Raw genomic sequence first — 16,652 nt, 5'->3', positions numbered from 1 at the left:
TGTTATTTACTTACTTTTTGTAAGTATAATTCTTTTGATTGAGAATAGCAATACTCTTTTACAAGGATATTCTAATCGATTTTGTCTTCTATTGATAGCGGTTTCTTGGGCTATTTTACAAATGTTTTTATATTGCTATGATTAGTTTATAGATGTAACAACGGAGGAATTGTATGAAAGCAGTAGTGGCACTGGATTCATTTAAGGAATCAATGAGTAGTATTGAAGCGAACAATGCGGTTGAAGCTGGCTTTGAGTCATCAAATATAATGTGTGAAAAAGTGGCAATTGCTGATGGCGGCGAGGGCACAGTTGAAGCGTTTTTACATAATAAGGATGGTGGTCAACTAGTTTCGGTTGTGGTGCATGATATTTTAAAGCATGAAATTGAGGGTAAGTATGCTTGGTTCGCTGAAGAAAAAGTAGCAGTTATTGAGTGTGCCGCTGCATCCGGTATTCAACTGAGTAGGAGTTATTCAAAAATATCAGCTATGAAGTATAGTTCAATTGGTACTGGTGAACTAATTAAAAATGCAATTAATATGGGTGCTAGTAAAATCATAGTTGGTTTGGGCGGTAGTGCTACAACAGACGGAGGAATGGGAATACTAAGTGCTTTAGGTGGTAAATTTTATGATGCGAATGGGGAAAATGTGACCAATGTTAGTCAAATTGGAACAATTAGGAATGTTGATTTAGAAGAGGTTAACTTAAATCATGTCCAAATTATTGCGGCTGCTGATGTTGATAATTCATTGCTTGGGGCAAATGGTGCAAGTGAAATTTTTGGTCCACAAAAGGGACTGAGGAGAGAAGAAATTAAACAAAGAGATCGTGAACTTACTTCTTATGCAGAAGTACTTGACCCTAAAAAAAGAGGAAATGTTTCAGGTGACGGTGCTGCCGGCGGAATCGGATTTGCTTTGCGAATGCTTGGTGGAGATTTGGTTAGTGGGTTTAAAGTGATTGCAAATTTATCCAATTTGGAAGAAAAAATAAAGAGCGCAGATATAGTAATTACTGGAGAAGGAAGGATTGACGCTAAAAGTGTCCATGGCAAGGCACCAGTTGGTATTGCTAAATTGGCATATTCAAATAATGTACCGTGTGTAGCATTAGTGGGGCAACAAACAAGCAGTTTAACAGCATTGCGAGCAAGTGGATTCACGAGCGTATTTCCGATTATTTCTAAGATTTCAACTTTAGAAGAAGCGATGAATGAAGGCATTGTTAACTTAACTAATATGGCAGAACGTGTCGGATTTTTGTTGAATCTACACGAGTAGGGCAGTGGTTCTAAATAAAAAGGTGTTCTGACGAAATGACCGTCAGAACACCTTTTTGGTTTGGAATACATAATGGTTTGTTCAGCTATGCGTTCACCCAGGCAACCTCCTCCGTTTAGCCAAGTCCAGCACCATGACTCAACCCGTCATAATGCTAGCCTCCGCTAATACTCGGTGGTTAACCGCCTTGATTCACGCTCTGGATTTGAAACGCGTTCACCCAGGCAACCTCCTCCGTTTAGCCAAGTCCAGCACCATGACCCAACCCGTCATAATGCTGGCCTCTGCTAATACTCGGTGGTTAACCGCCTTGATTCACGCTCTGGATTTGAAACGCGTTCACCCAGGCAACCTCCTCCGTTTAGCCAAGTCCAGCACCATGACTCAACCCATCATAATGCTAGCCTCTGCTAATACTCGGTGGTTAACCGCCTTGTTTCACGCTCTAATAATTTTTATCACTGTCAGTACTAACCGCTATTGAATCGTCGATGTATTGATTAGGCTGTCTAATTAGATCTGCAATGAAACTTCCAACTGTAATACGATTGATAGGTCCACCAGAAAGTTTTTCATCTTGATGAGTGATTCGGACTTCTTCCACTTCGGAACCATTTTGAAGCCAGTTAGGTCTGATGATGGTATATTCCAAACCACTTTCAGCAACCATATCAGCAGCAGCTCTTTGATCACCCATGTAACTGCTAGGATCATTAGTTTCGCCGAGCATTTCTTTGGCACGTTCTTTGTGACTTTCCGGAAGCTCATCATATATTCCAGAAGTTGCCATCCAAATTATGCGTTTTACATTTGTTTCTTGAATGGCATTAAGGACGCTAGTAGCCATTTGAACCATGTTGTATGGGCCAAGATTAGAGTAAACAAGATCAATATGATGTTCCTTAATTGCAGATACGAGCTGAGCTTGGTCAGTTGCGTCGCCAATGATTGCATTAGTTTGGTTTTCAAGTTTATTTATGTTGCGAACATACGGGAAAACCTGAACTGATGGATCGTCTTCTAAAAATTCTCGCGTGAATTGAGCGATGGTTCCAGTTGCACCGATAATTAGTACGTTTGTCATACTTCTGCCCCCGTTGTGTTATTGGTATGTGTAATTCTATGCCTCTTGAGACTAAAAGTAAAAAATTATATTAGGGCAGAGTATTCGTCCTTGAAAAAGCTATCTTTAGCATAAACTAGCGAAATCGGGCGGTTGATTGTTAGCCCGTCAATGTCTAAAATTTTAAAAATGTTATTTTGGAGTTGTTCAGTAATTAGTGATTGATACATGAAGCTAATACCGGTTTGCTGCAAAACTTTGAGTAACCCGGCAGAACTTCCAATTTCGATTATATTAGAAAAATCTTCAACTTGAATGTTAAATGTTTTGGCCCAATTAATAAAAATTGATCGAGTTCCTGAGCCATTCTCACGTAAAAGAAGCGGTTCATGTAATAGACTGGTTAACTCCAAATTTTTGGTGGATATGATTGAGTTATCAAAGCGAGTAACAGCAACAAAATCTTCGTTTTGCAACACAATGCTATCGTAGTGTTGCTTATCAAAATTGCCTTCCAAAATTGCAAAGTCCAAGGTTCCATTATCTATTTTTTCCAATAATGAGCTTGTATTATCCACTATGCAGTTGATATGAGTGAATTTTTTTTGCAAATTCTGGATTAAATCAGGAATGTAAAAAACACTGATAGAGTGGGTTGCACCAAACTTAATATGTTTTCGACTTTTAGAGTCCTGCAGCTGAGAAAGTAACTTTTGTTGTTGATAATTACTCTGTGCAGCAAATTCTGCTAATTGTTTTCCAGCGTGAGTAATTTTAAGTTGTGGGTGGTGGTATTCAACTAATTTAAGGTCAAGTTCGGTTTCTAAACTTTTGATTTGTTGAGAAACAGCTGGTTGGGTTATAAAAAGTTGTTGAGCAGTTTTAGTGTAAGATTTTGTTTGCTCAAGGATACTCAAGGTTAAATAACGATTGTCTAACATTATATTTCTCCTGTATATAAGTAGCATTAATAGGTTAATTAAAAATCATAATTATTATTAATACAAGTGCTTTGATAGAATTAATTTAACGAAAAAAATAAGGAGCAAATATTATAATGAATAGATTTAGAACAAGTGGGTTTTGGGTTTCGTTTTTGGTTACCCTGGTTTGTGCGACTTTAGGTTCGCTTTTAGCGCAATTGCCAATGTTAACTTTAGTAGGGGCTTTGGTAATTTCATTGATTTTAGGAATGCTAGTTCAAGTGACACCAACAGTTAAAAAAGCTGCAGAGCCAGGTACGGGGTTCATCTCTAATAAGTTTTTACGTTTAGGAATTATTTTATTAGGTTTTAAATTAAACTTAATCAGTCTTGCACATGCCGGAATTAAAACCATTTTATTAGCAATAATAGTTGTTACATGTACAATCATCGGAACATATTTATTAAGTCGTAGATTTGGAGTGGATCCTAATTTAGCAATTTTAGTAGCAAGTGGTACAGGAATTTGTGGAGCCGCTGCCGTTATGGGTATTTCTCCTCAAATCGAAGTTCCAGAGTCAAAACAAGAAGAACAAAAAGAAAATGAGGTTTTAGCAATCGCAATTGTAGCAATTTTAGGTACAGTGTTTACTTTTATTGAGATTGGAATTAAACCGCTTTTGCACATGACACCTACTCAGTTTGGAGTTATGGCGGGAGGGTCATTACATGAAATTGCGCATGCAGTGGCTGTTGGAAGTTCTGGGGGACCAGTTAGTTTAGATAATGCGATTATTACTAAGTTGTCACGAGTTTTATTATTAGCACCTGCAGCATTAATTATCGGATTCTGGCACCGTAAGTACGTTAGAAAGAATGAATCTGCTATTAATGGACCAATTCAAAAGTTACCAATTCCATGGTTCATGGGCGGATTTATTTTAGCAAGTGTTATCGGTACATTTGTGCCGATGAGTGCTGGACTATTAGCTGGCTTAGTTAAATTAGCTTACATAACACTTGGAATGGCAATGGCGGCTTTGGGGATGTCGGTTAATTTTCGTGTGATTTTTAAACGTGGAAAGGAACCTTTTTCCGCAGCAATCCTTGCATCTACAGTGTTATTGGTCTTCGTTGCAGGGGCAAGTAAAATGTTCTTTTAAAATTTAGGTTGGCAATTGATGTGAATAACATTAAAATTGTGGTGAGGTGATTAATATGACAAGAAAAGTAGGAGTTATCGGTTTGGGCAATGTTGGCTCAGCCGTTGCGCAACAAATTATTACAAATGGGTACACTGATGATATTGTTTTAATTGATGAAAATGTGGATAAGGTTTCGGCTGATGCATTAGATTTCGAAGATGCAATGGAAAACTTACCAACACATACCAATATTATTGTGAATGATTATGCTGCCCTTAAGGATGCGGACGTCATTATTTCGGCACTGGGCAAGATTAAGCTGTCAGATAACCCAAATGGTGATCGTTTTGCTGAATTGCCATTTAATCGTGAACAAGTCACTAAGGTAGCAGAGAAAATTAAAGAGTCTGGATTTAATGGTGTAATTATTGCGATTACTAATCCAGTTGATGTTATTACCTCAATTTATCAAAAAGTTACTGGTCTTCCTAAAAAGCATGTGATTGGCACAGGAACTTTATTGGATTCAGCACGTATGAAACGAGCTGTTGCTAAGGGATTGGATATTGATCCACGTTCAGTTAGCGGGTATAACTTGGGTGAACACGGAAATTCACAGTTTACAGCATGGTCAACGGTCAAGGTGTTTGATACACCAATTGAACAATTGGCTAAGGAACGAGATCTTGATTTAGATCAAATTAATGAGGATGCTAGAGTTGGTGGCTATTACGTTATGAGGGGTAAGCACTATACGAACTATGGTGTTGCAGCTGCAGCGGTTCGTTTAGCAATCGTTGTTTTGAGTGACGCGCGTCAGGTGTTGCCAGTTTCAAATTACAGAGAAGACTATGGAACATACTTATCATATCCAGCTGTAGTTGGAAGAGACGGAATTATCGAGCAGATTCAACTTAAATTAACAAGCGAAGAATTGGATAAGCTGCAAAAGTCAGCAGAATATATCAAAGAAAAAGTAGAACAATCTAATTAGTTGTTAGTAAGCACTACAAAATAGTTTCAAATTGAGTTAGCTAAGAAATATTTTCAACAGCTTTCAAGATATTTGAAACTATTTTTTTATTTAATTAGTGGAATCAAGCAAAAGTGAAATTTATACACTTTCAACAATAATAGCAGTATAATTTCTGAAAAATAGTGTGGGGAGGAATTAACATGGCATTTTTATTTGATTGGCATACTTTTGAGGCAGATGAATATACAACTGATACAAAGGATGGCTCAGTAGTTGTTTTAGGAAAAAGGCAGTATCTAGCCATTGAAGATAGTGGTAGTGATAAGGATGAGGCCTTCATCGAAAATGCAAAGAACATGTACTTAATTGCTGATTATCTCACAAAGGCACCAGAGAATGGTGTTGAAATTGCCGGATTTAAAAACTATGTACATTATCCCTTAAACGTTAATAAAAAGGTGATGGCAGATGGAACTATTAAATATTGGATGTTAATGAAGCACCCAAACTTTATGCCAGAAGAAGCGGTTTATCAAGCAATTAATAATTTAAAGGACCAATTAACAGTTGATCCAGAGCGAATTAAGTTTATTCATTTTGAAGAGGGAACCGAAGCACAGATTGGAAACGTCGGAGAAATTGAAAACAATAGTGCTGTTCAAAATAAATTAAAAGAGTATATTAACTCAATTCCATTTGAAGCCGAAGAGGACGACGGATGGCATCGCGAGCTTTACCTTGATAATGTGACTACAACACCCCGCGAACAATGGCGTACAATTTTGCGTCAAAAGGTAAAGGCTGCTACTTCGGATGCCTTTGAAAATGTAACAACTATTCGAAATTAGGTGAATTATATGGCAAACAGTGAGTTAGTTAGTGTTATTGTTCCGGTTTATAATCTAGCAGATTATTTGAATCGAAGTTTGCAAAGTATTGTTGCACAAAGTTATCAGAAGATTGAAATCATTGTTGTTGATGACGGCAGTAACGTAAACACAAAAGATATTGAAAAAAGTTGGGTTGCTAAAGATTCCCGAATTAAATTAGTTGAGCTAGAAGGTCATGAGGGAGTATCCGTTTCACGTAACCGAGGAATTATCGAAAGTAAAGGTGAGTTCATTAGTTTTGTTGATGGAGACGACATTATTGAGCCGAATTTTATTGAAACTTTGGTGAATGGATTTGATGAAGAGACCGCGATGACGGTTGTTGGCTATTCTTGGGGCGGTCGTTGGAGTAGACAAGAAGTGACGCACAGCGGTTGGAGCAACATTTCAAGAAGCGATATGTATAGCAGATCAACTAGACACGGTGATCCAATTGGTGGATACGTTTGGAATAAGATGTTTCGTCGTAGTGTGATTATTCAAAATAATATCCAATTTGATGAATCATTAGAGATGGCTGAAGACCTTTTATTTACAGCCGATTACGTGTTTGAGGCAAAGTATCCTAAGTTTAAATTTTTGAGTGAAAGTTTGTACAATAAGGTCAACCGTTCTAGCAGTATTATTCATTCGGCAACGTTTGAGATGCGTGAGAGAGAACATGAGGTTGAGAAGAAAATTCACGCGCGGGATGATAAGATCAATGAGTGATCTTTGAGATATTATTTACTTAAATAATAAGAAAGAGATGCAAAATAAATAAACTTAATTTAGGTTTTAGTTGTAGTTTGAGTATTTTTTGATGAAGTATCTGTTAATTACATCATTATTTTTATAAAGCAAGGCGATTGACTTCTTTTTTAAAGAAATCAGATCGCTTTTTAATTTAAATTTTATCATGAAAATGTATTTGAACATTTTAATAAAAATAATCTGCAAAGTATTAGTAAATAACAACAATGATTTGTAGAAATAACACGTATTAAACTTTTAGACGAAGTCACTTTTTGTGTACAGCATTTAATTATAAAAAAGTCCCGCAATGATTAGACCAAAATAGTCTTATCATTATGGGACTTTTTATTGCTTTACGTGCTTTTTTATCCCCTTCATTGAAATAAGCTTTGCAGATAGCAACTGACTCATAGTCTGAATTCCAGATCGAATATCTTCTTCACTCACATTACTGAAACTCAAACGTGCTGCATTTTTTAGCTTTTTTGAAGGCATTAAGTTTGCTGAAGGGACAAATGAAACTTTATTTGGAATTAAGTTATTTTTTAAAAATTCGGTTGAATCAAACCCAGCTGGCATAGTAAGCCATAAGAAGAAACCACCATCAGGGTTAGTATAACTGACCCCCGAAGGTAAAAAATGTTGAAGAGATTCGATCATAACATCTTTACGTCTCTTATAAGTAGATCGGACAGTTGCAATATGCTCATCAAGATCATTTTCTTCTAAGTAAACATTCACGCTAGCCATTGTAAGATTACTTGATTCAACATCGGAGCCCCCTTTTAAGGCGACGAGCCCTGAAAAGAGTTCTGGGCCAGCAGTTAACCAACCTAAACGTAACCCCGGAGCAAGAATTTTACTAAAGCTACCAAGGAAAATCACACGGCCCTGGGTGTCGAAATGCTTAATAGGCGGTAATGATTCACCTTTATAGCGAAGATTTCGATAGGGACCATCTTCCAAAATAACTACATCATAGTCATTAGCTAATTTGATAAGTGCCTTTCTTTTTTCAAGTGACATAACTGTTCCAGTTGGATTTTGAAAATCAGGAACCGTATAAATCATTTTAACTTGGTGAGACATTAAAACTTTGCGGAGTGCTTCGATATTCATTCCGTCGTTATCCATTGAAACTTCGTAGTAGGTTGGTTCATAAACATCGAAAGCAGCTAATGCACCAAGATAGGTGGGTGCCTCAACAACAATTCCATCACCCTTGTCCAACAATAAGCGGGCAGCTAGGTCGATCCCCTGCTGTGCACCTTGGGTTAGCATAATAGAATCTGCGTTGACAACAATTCCGTCATCTTGGAGGCGCTGTGCCAGCTTATCACGAAGTGGTAAGTAACCGAGACTGCTGTTGTACTGTAGTAAGTTTGAGTTGGAACTTTGAAAGGAACTAGAAAATGCTTTTTCAAGTTCTTGTTTTGGGAACAACTGTTGATCAGGATATCCACCGGCAAATGAAATTACACCGGGACCCGATGCTGCAAATATTTCGTCTAGTCCGGAGTTAGAAGTTTTTTTAGTTCGATTTGCTAATTTCATAAAGTAATTCCCTCCCGTTTGGTTATGATAACTTTATGGTAAACTCATATTGATGTTAAGTAAAACTCAACTATTTCATTTATAGATGAATATAATTCATGTTTAATATAGAACGGGAGATATAATGGCAAATTTCAGCTATGAAGTATTTACAACGGTTGTTGAACAGGGCACTTTTAATCAGGCAGCAGCACTTTTAAATGTTACGCCAAGTGCAGTTAGTCACAGTATTAACCAATTGGAAATAGAACTGGGATTCCCAATTTTTATAAGAAATCGGACGGGTGTGTCACTGACGCCAGACGGGAGAAAGATTTTGCCTATTATTCAGTCGATTCTTAACACTGAAGATCGGTTGCGACAAGTTGCTAATAATATTATCGGTGTAAACACTGGAAAAATAAGAATTGGAGCATTTTCATCAGTCTCAACAAATTGGTTGCCTGAAATTATCCAACGTTTTAAAAAAGAGTATCCAGAAATCGAAATTGAACTAGTTCAGGGAGGCTTTAATGACATTGCAGAACGGGTACGATTAGGAACAATCGATATTGGATTTTCACTTTTACCAATCAGTGAAAACATTCTTGTTGAACCTCTAATTGAAGATCCTATTTTCTGTGTTGCGCCCGCTGATTTTATCCCCCGCAATCAAAAGTGGATAACTGCAAGTGATATTGGAAGAAAAAATTTTATATTGCAAGAGGTCGATTATGATCGAGATACAAAAAAAGCGATAGATCGTTACAATGTTTCAGCTAATGCAATTAGTTATTCAATTGATGATGCTTCAATTCTTTCGATGGTTGAGTCAGGATTAGGATTGGGGGTTTTACCGGAGTTAGCCCTGCAAAAAATGTCAGGTGATTACAAGGTATACCCATTTTCTGCAAAGTTTGCTAGGACAATCTGTTTATTAACTAATCTAACAACTAAAGAATCGCCATCAGTAGTTAAAATGCGAGAAGTGATTTTTGATTATCTTGATGATGTTTATACGGGGGACCTTTTAAATTAAGGAATACTTAGTTACAAATGATGCATATTGCTTTTCCGAATATTGGTTAAGCGGGCCCACCAAAAAAGATTAACACTATCTTTTTGTTTTGTTGAAAATATCAGTTGACTATGAATAGTTTGCATTGGTAAGTTTTTTAGTTGACATGTGTAGACTGTGAATGTATATTATAAGTAATCTACAAATGTAAACAAGGAGATTCAAAAATGGTAAACAAACAACCAGATATTTCAGGAGCCGAGTGGCAGATCATGCGAATAGTTTGGACACTAGGAGAGGTCATTAGTAAGCAAATTATTGAAATTATGAAAAAGAAGGCTGATTGGTCAGATTCTACTATAAAAACGCTTATTGCTAGATTGACCAAGAAAGAATTTTTGGAACGTAACCGAGATACTGGTACGTATCTGTATACGGCAACGGTTTCTGAGCTGGATACTATGGATCAGCAAGCAACCGTAATCTTTAAAAACTTTTGTGCCCATAAGGTTGGGAAAGTCTTGGAAAATGTTCTTGAGAACGTTGAAATTAGTAAGAGCGATATTCAACAAATTCAAAACGCACTAACAGATAGGATGGTTAGTGCGCCGGAAGAAGTTGAATGTGATTGTTTGCCGGAGGGTTGCCATGAAAAATAATGAGAAGAATAATCAAATGATGAAACATGATATGGGTCATATGAGTCACGACGACATGAATATGTCAGGAATGGATATGAGTGATATGCATCATGGAGGTACTATGAGCCACATGAGCGGGATGGGACACATGGGCAATATCAAACAACGGTTGATTATTTCAACGATTATGGCGATTCCCGTCATCATGATTTCTCCACTAATGGGGATTGATATTTTTCATATCAGTTTTCCTGGCTCTAATTGGCTTGTGTTGTTACTTGCAACGGGATTATATTTTTATGGTGGATATCCCTTTATTGGAGGGGCCGGCGAAGAGCTAAAAGAACGTAAACCTGCTATGATGACTTTAATTACAATGGCAATTTCCGTTGCGTATTTTTATAGTTTATATGCTTTTTATGTTAATAATTTTTATAATCATGGTGAAATGCGTGTCATGGACTTTTTTTGGGAACTAGCAACGTTGATTGTTATCATGCTGTTGGGTCACTGGATTGAAATGAATTCAGTTATGGCGGCCGGTAATGCTGTTGATAAACTATCCGCCCTGTTACCTGCAACGGCCCATTTAGTGGGGAGCGATGGACAGACAAGTGATGTGCCAACCAACCAAATTAAAGTCGGTGATCAGGTACTGATATTAGCGGGAGAAAGTATACCAGCTGATGGTAAAATAGTTTCAGGTCAGACTTTTGTAAATGAATCATTGGTAACAGGGGAGTCGAAGTCAGTTGAGAAGAAAATTAGCGACCAAGTGATTGGTGGTTCTATCAACAACGATGGTGCAATTACGGTTGAAGTGACGGGGGCCGGTGATAGTGGGTATTTATCTAAAGTGACTGCAATGGTTAGTGAAGCTCAAAATTCACAATCGAAGGCAGAAACCCTAGCTGACAAAGTGGCTGGCTGGTTGTTCTATTCAGCTTCAGCGGTTGGTATTTTGGCGTTTGTTATTTGGTTACCAATTAGTGGCGTTTCAGAGGCTTTTTCCGTTATGGTAACGGTTTTTGTAATTGCGTGTCCTCACGCGCTTGGATTAGCGATCCCACTGGTAGTTGCAAGATCGACTTCAATTGCGGCAGTTAATGGATTATTGATTCGCGATCGAAATGCTACAGAAGCTGCAACTAAGATTGATATGGTACTTTTGGATAAAACTGGTACCCTCACAAATGGAAACTTCAAAGTGGCTGAATTAAAGTCAGTTAATGATGCAATAACGGATAAACAGGTAACAACCATCATGGCTGGTTTGGAGAAGAATTCAAGTCATCCAATTGCCAAGAGTATTACTCAATACGCGGAAAAATTAAAAATCGAGATTCCGACAGCCGAAAAGGTAGAGACTATAAAAGGTGTTGGTCTAAGCGGCAAAGTTAACAATCAAAATTATTTGATTGTAACTAAGACCTACCTGGATAAGCAAAAAATTGGTTACAATGTTGAGCAATACGAAGCATTAGCGAATCAAGGACTTTCAGTTAGTTATCTGATTGACGATAAAAATGTTTTAGGAATTGTCGGGACTGGTGATCAAATAAAATCAGAATCGAAGAGCTTTATCACCCGACTAAAATCAATGGGAATCACACCTGTAATGTTAACTGGTGATAATCATGCAACCGCTGAAAAAGTTGCACATGAGGTTGGAATTGAAGAAGTGCAGGCCCATTTGTTACCAGAGAATAAGCAAGATGTTGTGAAAAAATATAAGTCACAGGGACATAGAGTTATGATGGTTGGTGACGGAGTTAATGATGCGCCTAGTTTAGTTTCGGCCGATATTGGTGTAGCTATTGGGGCCGGAACTGATGTTGCAATTGATGCTGCTGATGTGGTTTTGGTCAATAGTAATCCGCAGGACATTATTCAATTCTTAGAGTTATCCAATGCTACTAAACGAAAAATGGTTCAAAATCTGTGGTGGGGAGCAGGCTATAATATTATAGCGATGCCCCTTGCAGCTGGTATTCTGGCGCCCTTTGGATTTATGCTAAATCCTGCTATGGGAGCATTAATTATGTCGTTTTCAACTATTATTGTAGCTTTGAACGCTATGACGTTGAAGATTAAGAGAAATTAGAAAATATTTTAGATAAGAATCGCAGTTACAAAATAATTGTAGCTGCGATTTTTTGTTTACAATTAATATAGCATCTGTGGTGAAATTACATAAAATGTATAAATTGGTTATTCAGATAGCTTGGGGGAAAATTTAGAGTACCCATGAGTATTCTAAATATAAGGTAAATAATGGACAACAATAAATATTGAGGCCATATTAAAGAGGTTGAAGAGGATTCAGTATTTGTTTTAGTGACCGTAAAAATTTTAGCGCATTTGTTGTAGCAGTTTAATTAAATCCTGTTGTTGAGCCTCTGTTAGGCCCGCCACAAGTTGCTGCCTAACCTCTTTTTGTGAATCGGAGAAAAATGCAAGGACACGTCGTCCTTGATCAGTTAAGCTAAGTTCTTTGTTACGAGTGTTGTATACAGGAATAGTTCTTATTATCAGTCCGTTTTTTTCCATTTTTCCAAGCAAAGTAGAAACAGTAGCCGCTTTTCGCTGTGTTATTTTAACAATATCAGCTTGAATTGTTTTTGGATTTTTATCAATGTACCTTAAAAGCATGGCTTGCTGAACCGTAACTTTGCTGCTTTTTAAGATTTGATTGAGCTGAGTTTGTTCCGTGACGCTTATTTCATCTATTAAAGTAATAATGGTATCTGGATTAGCTTTATGCACATGATCACCTCGTATATTTATTTTACCAAAAAAAGTTAGTTTATAAAACAGTTTGACTATCTAACAATATGGGTATAATATACCAAATGTTAGATGGTCTAACAATAAATATAAGGAAGTTACGCATATGAAAGATGAGTCAAAAAAACTAACTAGATTAGATCCTAAAATTAAAAATTTTCAAGAGGGCTTATTAAAGAAATATAGGGAAGCCAATCAAAAGGCTCAAAAGGGCCAGATTGTTTTCGTTGGTTCATCTTTGATGGAGATTTTTCCTATTGAAAAAATGCAAGAAGAACATGATTTGAAATTAGGTAAAATAATTTATAATCGAGGAATTCGGGCCACAACAACGAAATACCTTTTGGAAAATATGAACACACAAATTTTGGATTTAAAACCAAGCAAGGTGTTTATTAATATTGGTTCTAATGATATTGGGTTTCATGTTCCAGAGGAAGAATTTTTAGGCAATTACGATCAAATTTTGAAACGGATTAAAAGGGAATTACCAGATACCGAAGTGTTCGTAATGGCTTTTTATCCAGTAAATGACAAAGCGGTAACTGCAATTGATGATAGAAGTAACCGTGCGTTAGAAGAAGCTAGTTCCAAGATTAAACAGTTAACTTTGAAGAATGGATACCAGTATATCAATGTTAATCAGGGGCTGACAGATAAAAATGGTTTATTGCGGGATGACCTTACTTTTGACGGTACACATATGTATCCTAAAGGGTATGAAATTGTTCTAAAAAACATGATGAAGTATTTGAAATAGACTATAGAACTAGGGTTGCTGTGAAGTTGATTAATTATTCCAGTTTATTAATTTTATTGATCTTATTGGCAACTTTTTCGGCGCGTCTGTCAGGAATAATCCAGATTAGCATGTTTGCAAGGGTACTAAATAGCATGATTGGAGGATACCAAATTCCGATGAAGATACCCAAAGCTTTGAATGACATGTCTAATATGATTCGTGATGGGCGATTAACCGTGTAGCGAAGTCCCTCATTGGAAGGATCTGCAATTAGTAATAGTCCAGTGGTAACAAAATAAGATATTGATAGCAATGTGAAAATTAATGTATATGATAACTCTGCAACAAAGGAGCTAAAATGGTCAGCAACAAAAAGTGTTGTGTATGGAAATAAGGAGGCAAAGAAAAGCATGGAAATATTACTCCACAGCACGTGCCCATTAATCCTACGAACAATTTGAGTGATGTTGTGAATATTGTTCCACATAATTGCCAGTCCGCTAAAAGAGATTGTATAAGCAATAAAATGAGTATGTAGATTCCAAATAGCCACCCACGTGGCACTGGTTGGTTGTGGAATGTCTAACACTAAAATAGTCATAATGATTGCAATAATGGCGTCGGTGAAAGCGGATAAGCGTTCTTTAGTCAAGGCTGAACTCCTTTTTATATGATTAATGTTTATTCTATATTACTTTAACTAAAAAAAGAACCACGGATTGTCAGTAAAAGTTCTGACGTTCCAAGGTTCTAAGAGTGTTATTTTATTTCAGGTATTGAGAACGTGAATCTGTAAAGGGCTATAGTTAATTGGACTGGAATTTTGAAAACTTTCCTAGCCACAGTTGGCCCTCAAACTAAGGTTTTGGGTCTGGAGTTGGTTCGTTACCAGTTTTAGAATCCCGTTCCTTTTTTTTGTTCTGTTCCTTTTTCTTATTCTGTTCTGCCCATTCTTCACGCGTTAGCATATCTTTAACGTTGAGTTTAATCTCAGTGACTTTCATATTAGTCATTTCATTGATGGCAGTGGAAACCTTATTGGTTAATTTATCAAAAATACTTTGTGCATTTTTGCCATATTCCAAAATTGCATCTAATTCCAATTTGACAACATGATCATCTTCGTCAATATCTACGTTAACGCCCTGAGTGGGATCATCGCCATTGGAGAATTGGTTTGTAACTTTGTCGATTAAGTTGCCTTCCAGTGAGAGGACCCCGTCAATGTTTTCGGCCGTTTTTCCGGTTATTTTCGCTAAAACGTTTTCGTCAAAAGTAAGAGTAGTAGTAGGTGTATTAGGTTCCATGATTAAAAATTCCTTTCTATTTTAAATTTTTATTGGGATCTAAAGTAGAATTAGGTTTCCCAGTATTAGCGTTTTTCCATTCGCTTTGCGTCATTACGTCAACGACATTAAAGTCTAATTCAATTACGGTTAAACCAGTCAATTGTTTAATAGCGTCGGCGGTATCTTTACAAACTTGTTCAAAAACTGATTGCATCTCATATCCGTATTCGATTACAACATTCATTTCTATTCTAGTTTGGTGTTCGCCAACCTCAGCAGTGATCCCTTGAGTTGGGTCGGACTTAGTACGTAGGCGGTCAGTTATATTACTTAACATTCCACCTTCAAAAGATAAGATTCCATTGATTTTACGAGCTGTAACGCCCACTATTTTTTCGATAACGTTTGTTTCAAAAGTTAGGTGGGCTTGCTCTACCGGTTTAGTTTGCATCGTTTAAGACCTCCTTGATTGACTTACGATAAATAAATAATCCAATCAATCCGGCGGCAATTAGCATGCCACCAAGAGTTTTTAAAGGCTTTCTCGGATTAACGTCTTTTGCCATGTGGTTTCCTCCATTCATCTTTTGTCATCTAGGTTAAGTGCTGAACGCAGCTCTGCCAGAATTTGGCTGATTAACAGGGTTCCGTACTTTACTAGAACAAAACCTAGAATTCCCATTAAGGCAACTAACAGTGCTCCGCTAAAGCTACTAAACACCCAGACAGTTCCTATGATCATCGCAATGATGACACCAATCAATTCTTTACTCATACGCTCCATCCTCATCCTTCCTATGTGACTTTCAAGTTTTCAGAAGATGCTCTTCTTGGAATAATATGCACCTTCGTTTTGCTTTTAACGCCTAAATATTTTTGTAAACTATCATTGACGTTGCTCTGCAGTTCTCGTGCTTTGGCTTGAAAGTCCCTATCGGATAACGATATTGCTTCTACGTATACATGGGCCTGCTTTCCGTTGCTATGTAGCTTAATTGAAGAATGGATATTACTTAAGTCGGCGTTACTGGATGCCGCCTGATTAACCATTTTTTCAATCGCTTTTCGCGAAACGGTCATGCGACCCTGATTGTTTTTTACAGTAAGGTCTTTTTCGGCTGTACGAGTAACTGTTATTAAAAGTAAAGCGCATATTGCAAACAATAGAGTACAAGCTGCAAAAACGATTGCAGTGATACTCGTAGCTTGAGCACCAACCGGCAATATTTGTTCGGTGAATTCGTTTAGCTTTGGAACTCTAATTAGAAGAGAAATAAACCACAAAACTTGTAAGACAACAATAATCGATATAATTCCGATAAGCGATTTGGTGACTCGATTCATTTCAATCACCCCTGATTTCGTTTACGCATTCCGAAAACGGCTGAAACGATTAAAACTAAGACTATAGCACCAATTAGTGAAGGGATAATTGCCATACCAGCCAAGACAGGACCCCAAGTACCTAGCAGTGATTGACCAATCCAAGCACCCACTAATCCAGCAATAATATTTCCAATAATCCCTGCTGGGAGGTCGCGACTTGTAATCATCCCAGCGATCGCACCAATAATTCCACCAACAATCATCGACCATAACCATCCAAGCATAATAAAGACTCCTT

Annotated in this window: 20 protein-coding genes; 9 read left to right on the top strand and 11 right to left on the bottom strand. The window is 37.2% G+C overall.

The features are described 5' to 3' along the window. Positions 1–173 precede the first annotated feature (173 nt). Positions 174–1,286, top strand: a complete 1,113-nt coding sequence (locus tag PECL_RS07605; protein ID WP_014216002.1) for a glycerate kinase — start codon at positions 174–176, stop codon at positions 1,284–1,286. A gap of 445 nt (positions 1,287–1,731) precedes the next feature. Here the strand turns inward: PECL_RS07605 and PECL_RS07600 are convergent, their stop codons facing one another. Then, positions 1,732–2,370: an NAD(P)H-binding protein gene (locus PECL_RS07600; protein ID WP_014216001.1), complete on the bottom strand. Its 639-nt coding sequence runs from the start codon at positions 2,368–2,370 to the stop codon at positions 1,732–1,734. Between the two features lie 65 nt (positions 2,371–2,435). After that, the gene (locus PECL_RS07595; protein ID WP_014216000.1) at positions 2,436–3,290 is read right to left on the bottom strand and encodes a LysR family transcriptional regulator; all 855 of its coding nucleotides are present in this window, start codon (positions 3,288–3,290) and stop codon (positions 2,436–2,438) included. A 116-nt stretch (positions 3,291–3,406) separates the two neighbouring features. Between PECL_RS07595 and PECL_RS07590 the strand changes: the two genes are divergently transcribed. The 4 genes from PECL_RS07590 to PECL_RS07575 all read left to right on the top strand — a co-directional run bounded on the left by PECL_RS07590 (position 3,407) and on the right by PECL_RS07575 (position 6,994). Further along, entirely contained in the window at positions 3,407–4,435 is a 1,029-nt protein-coding gene (locus PECL_RS07590) for a YeiH family protein (protein ID WP_014215999.1), read from the top strand. A 55-nt stretch (positions 4,436–4,490) separates the two neighbouring features. Next, positions 4,491–5,411, top strand: a complete 921-nt coding sequence (locus PECL_RS07585) for an L-lactate dehydrogenase (RefSeq protein WP_014215998.1) — start codon at positions 4,491–4,493, stop codon at positions 5,409–5,411. Between the two features lie 182 nt (positions 5,412–5,593). Beyond that, positions 5,594–6,241 (top strand): hypothetical protein, encoded by a 648-nt coding sequence (locus PECL_RS07580; RefSeq protein WP_014215997.1) that lies wholly within the window; start codon positions 5,594–5,596, stop codon positions 6,239–6,241. Between the two features lie 9 nt (positions 6,242–6,250). Beyond that, positions 6,251–6,994 (top strand): glycosyltransferase family 2 protein, encoded by a 744-nt coding sequence (locus tag PECL_RS07575; protein ID WP_014215996.1) that lies wholly within the window; start codon positions 6,251–6,253, stop codon positions 6,992–6,994. Between the two features lie 369 nt (positions 6,995–7,363). Here the strand turns inward: PECL_RS07575 and PECL_RS07570 are convergent, their stop codons facing one another. Next, positions 7,364–8,572: an aminotransferase-like domain-containing protein gene (locus PECL_RS07570; protein ID WP_014215995.1), complete on the bottom strand. Its 1,209-nt coding sequence runs from the start codon at positions 8,570–8,572 to the stop codon at positions 7,364–7,366. Positions 8,573–8,696: 124 nt separating this feature from the next. On the opposite strand from PECL_RS07570, the gene PECL_RS07565 reads away from it, so the two are divergent. The 3 genes from PECL_RS07565 (at position 8,697) to PECL_RS07555 (ending at position 12,314) form a co-directional block, all read left to right on the top strand. Then, positions 8,697–9,590: a LysR family transcriptional regulator gene (locus tag PECL_RS07565; protein WP_014215994.1), complete on the top strand. Its 894-nt coding sequence runs from the start codon at positions 8,697–8,699 to the stop codon at positions 9,588–9,590. A gap of 206 nt (positions 9,591–9,796) precedes the next feature. Next, the gene (locus tag PECL_RS07560; protein WP_014215992.1) at positions 9,797–10,228 is read left to right on the top strand and encodes a CopY/TcrY family copper transport repressor; all 432 of its coding nucleotides are present in this window, start codon (positions 9,797–9,799) and stop codon (positions 10,226–10,228) included. After that, positions 10,218–12,314 carry a heavy metal translocating P-type ATPase gene (locus tag PECL_RS07555; RefSeq protein WP_014215991.1) on the top strand — a complete coding sequence of 699 codons (2,097 nt, stop codon included), beginning with the start codon at positions 10,218–10,220 and terminating at the stop codon, positions 12,312–12,314. The genes PECL_RS07560 and PECL_RS07555 overlap by 11 nt, the downstream gene beginning before the upstream one ends. A 248-nt stretch (positions 12,315–12,562) precedes the next feature. Here PECL_RS07555 and PECL_RS07550 read toward each other — a convergent pair whose 3' ends face one another. Then, positions 12,563–12,976, bottom strand: a complete 414-nt coding sequence (locus PECL_RS07550) for a MarR family winged helix-turn-helix transcriptional regulator (protein ID WP_014215990.1) — start codon at positions 12,974–12,976, stop codon at positions 12,563–12,565. A 127-nt stretch (positions 12,977–13,103) separates the two neighbouring features. Between PECL_RS07550 and PECL_RS07545 the strand changes: the two genes are divergently transcribed. Then, positions 13,104–13,757 (top strand): SGNH/GDSL hydrolase family protein, encoded by a 654-nt coding sequence (locus tag PECL_RS07545; RefSeq protein WP_014215989.1) that lies wholly within the window; start codon positions 13,104–13,106, stop codon positions 13,755–13,757. A 34-nt stretch (positions 13,758–13,791) separates the two neighbouring features. Here PECL_RS07545 and PECL_RS07540 read toward each other — a convergent pair whose 3' ends face one another. From PECL_RS07540 to PECL_RS07515, 7 genes are all read right to left on the bottom strand, one after another. Further along, complete coding sequence (locus tag PECL_RS07540) at positions 13,792–14,391, bottom strand: TMEM175 family protein (protein WP_014215988.1); 600 nt, start codon at positions 14,389–14,391, stop codon at positions 13,792–13,794. A 205-nt stretch (positions 14,392–14,596) separates the two neighbouring features. Next, positions 14,597–15,046 (bottom strand): Asp23/Gls24 family envelope stress response protein, encoded by a 450-nt coding sequence (locus PECL_RS07535; protein WP_014215987.1) that lies wholly within the window; start codon positions 15,044–15,046, stop codon positions 14,597–14,599. 16 nt (positions 15,047–15,062) lie between these two features. Next, positions 15,063–15,479 (bottom strand): Asp23/Gls24 family envelope stress response protein, encoded by a 417-nt coding sequence (locus PECL_RS07530; protein WP_014215986.1) that lies wholly within the window; start codon positions 15,477–15,479, stop codon positions 15,063–15,065. Next, entirely contained in the window at positions 15,469–15,594 is a 126-nt protein-coding gene (locus PECL_RS10360) for a hypothetical protein (protein WP_267878785.1), read from the bottom strand. Before PECL_RS10360 ends, PECL_RS07530 begins: the two co-directional genes overlap by 11 nt. Positions 15,595–15,608: 14 nt before the next feature. Then, positions 15,609–15,803, bottom strand: coding sequence for a hypothetical protein (locus PECL_RS07525; protein WP_041534779.1), 195 nt, complete (start codon positions 15,801–15,803; stop codon positions 15,609–15,611). A gap of 20 nt (positions 15,804–15,823) precedes the next feature. Further along, positions 15,824–16,372: an alkaline shock response membrane anchor protein AmaP gene (gene amaP, locus PECL_RS07520; RefSeq protein WP_014215983.1), complete on the bottom strand. Its 549-nt coding sequence runs from the start codon at positions 16,370–16,372 to the stop codon at positions 15,824–15,826. Between the two features lie 5 nt (positions 16,373–16,377). Next, positions 16,378–16,638 (bottom strand): GlsB/YeaQ/YmgE family stress response membrane protein, encoded by a 261-nt coding sequence (locus PECL_RS07515; RefSeq protein ID WP_014215982.1) that lies wholly within the window; start codon positions 16,636–16,638, stop codon positions 16,378–16,380. Positions 16,639–16,652: the final 14 nt, after the last annotated feature.

Source organism: Pediococcus claussenii ATCC BAA-344 (assembly GCF_000237995.1).
GTDB lineage: Bacteria > Bacillota > Bacilli > Lactobacillales > Lactobacillaceae > Pediococcus > Pediococcus claussenii.
This window is presented reverse-complemented; position numbering and strand designations above follow the sequence as displayed.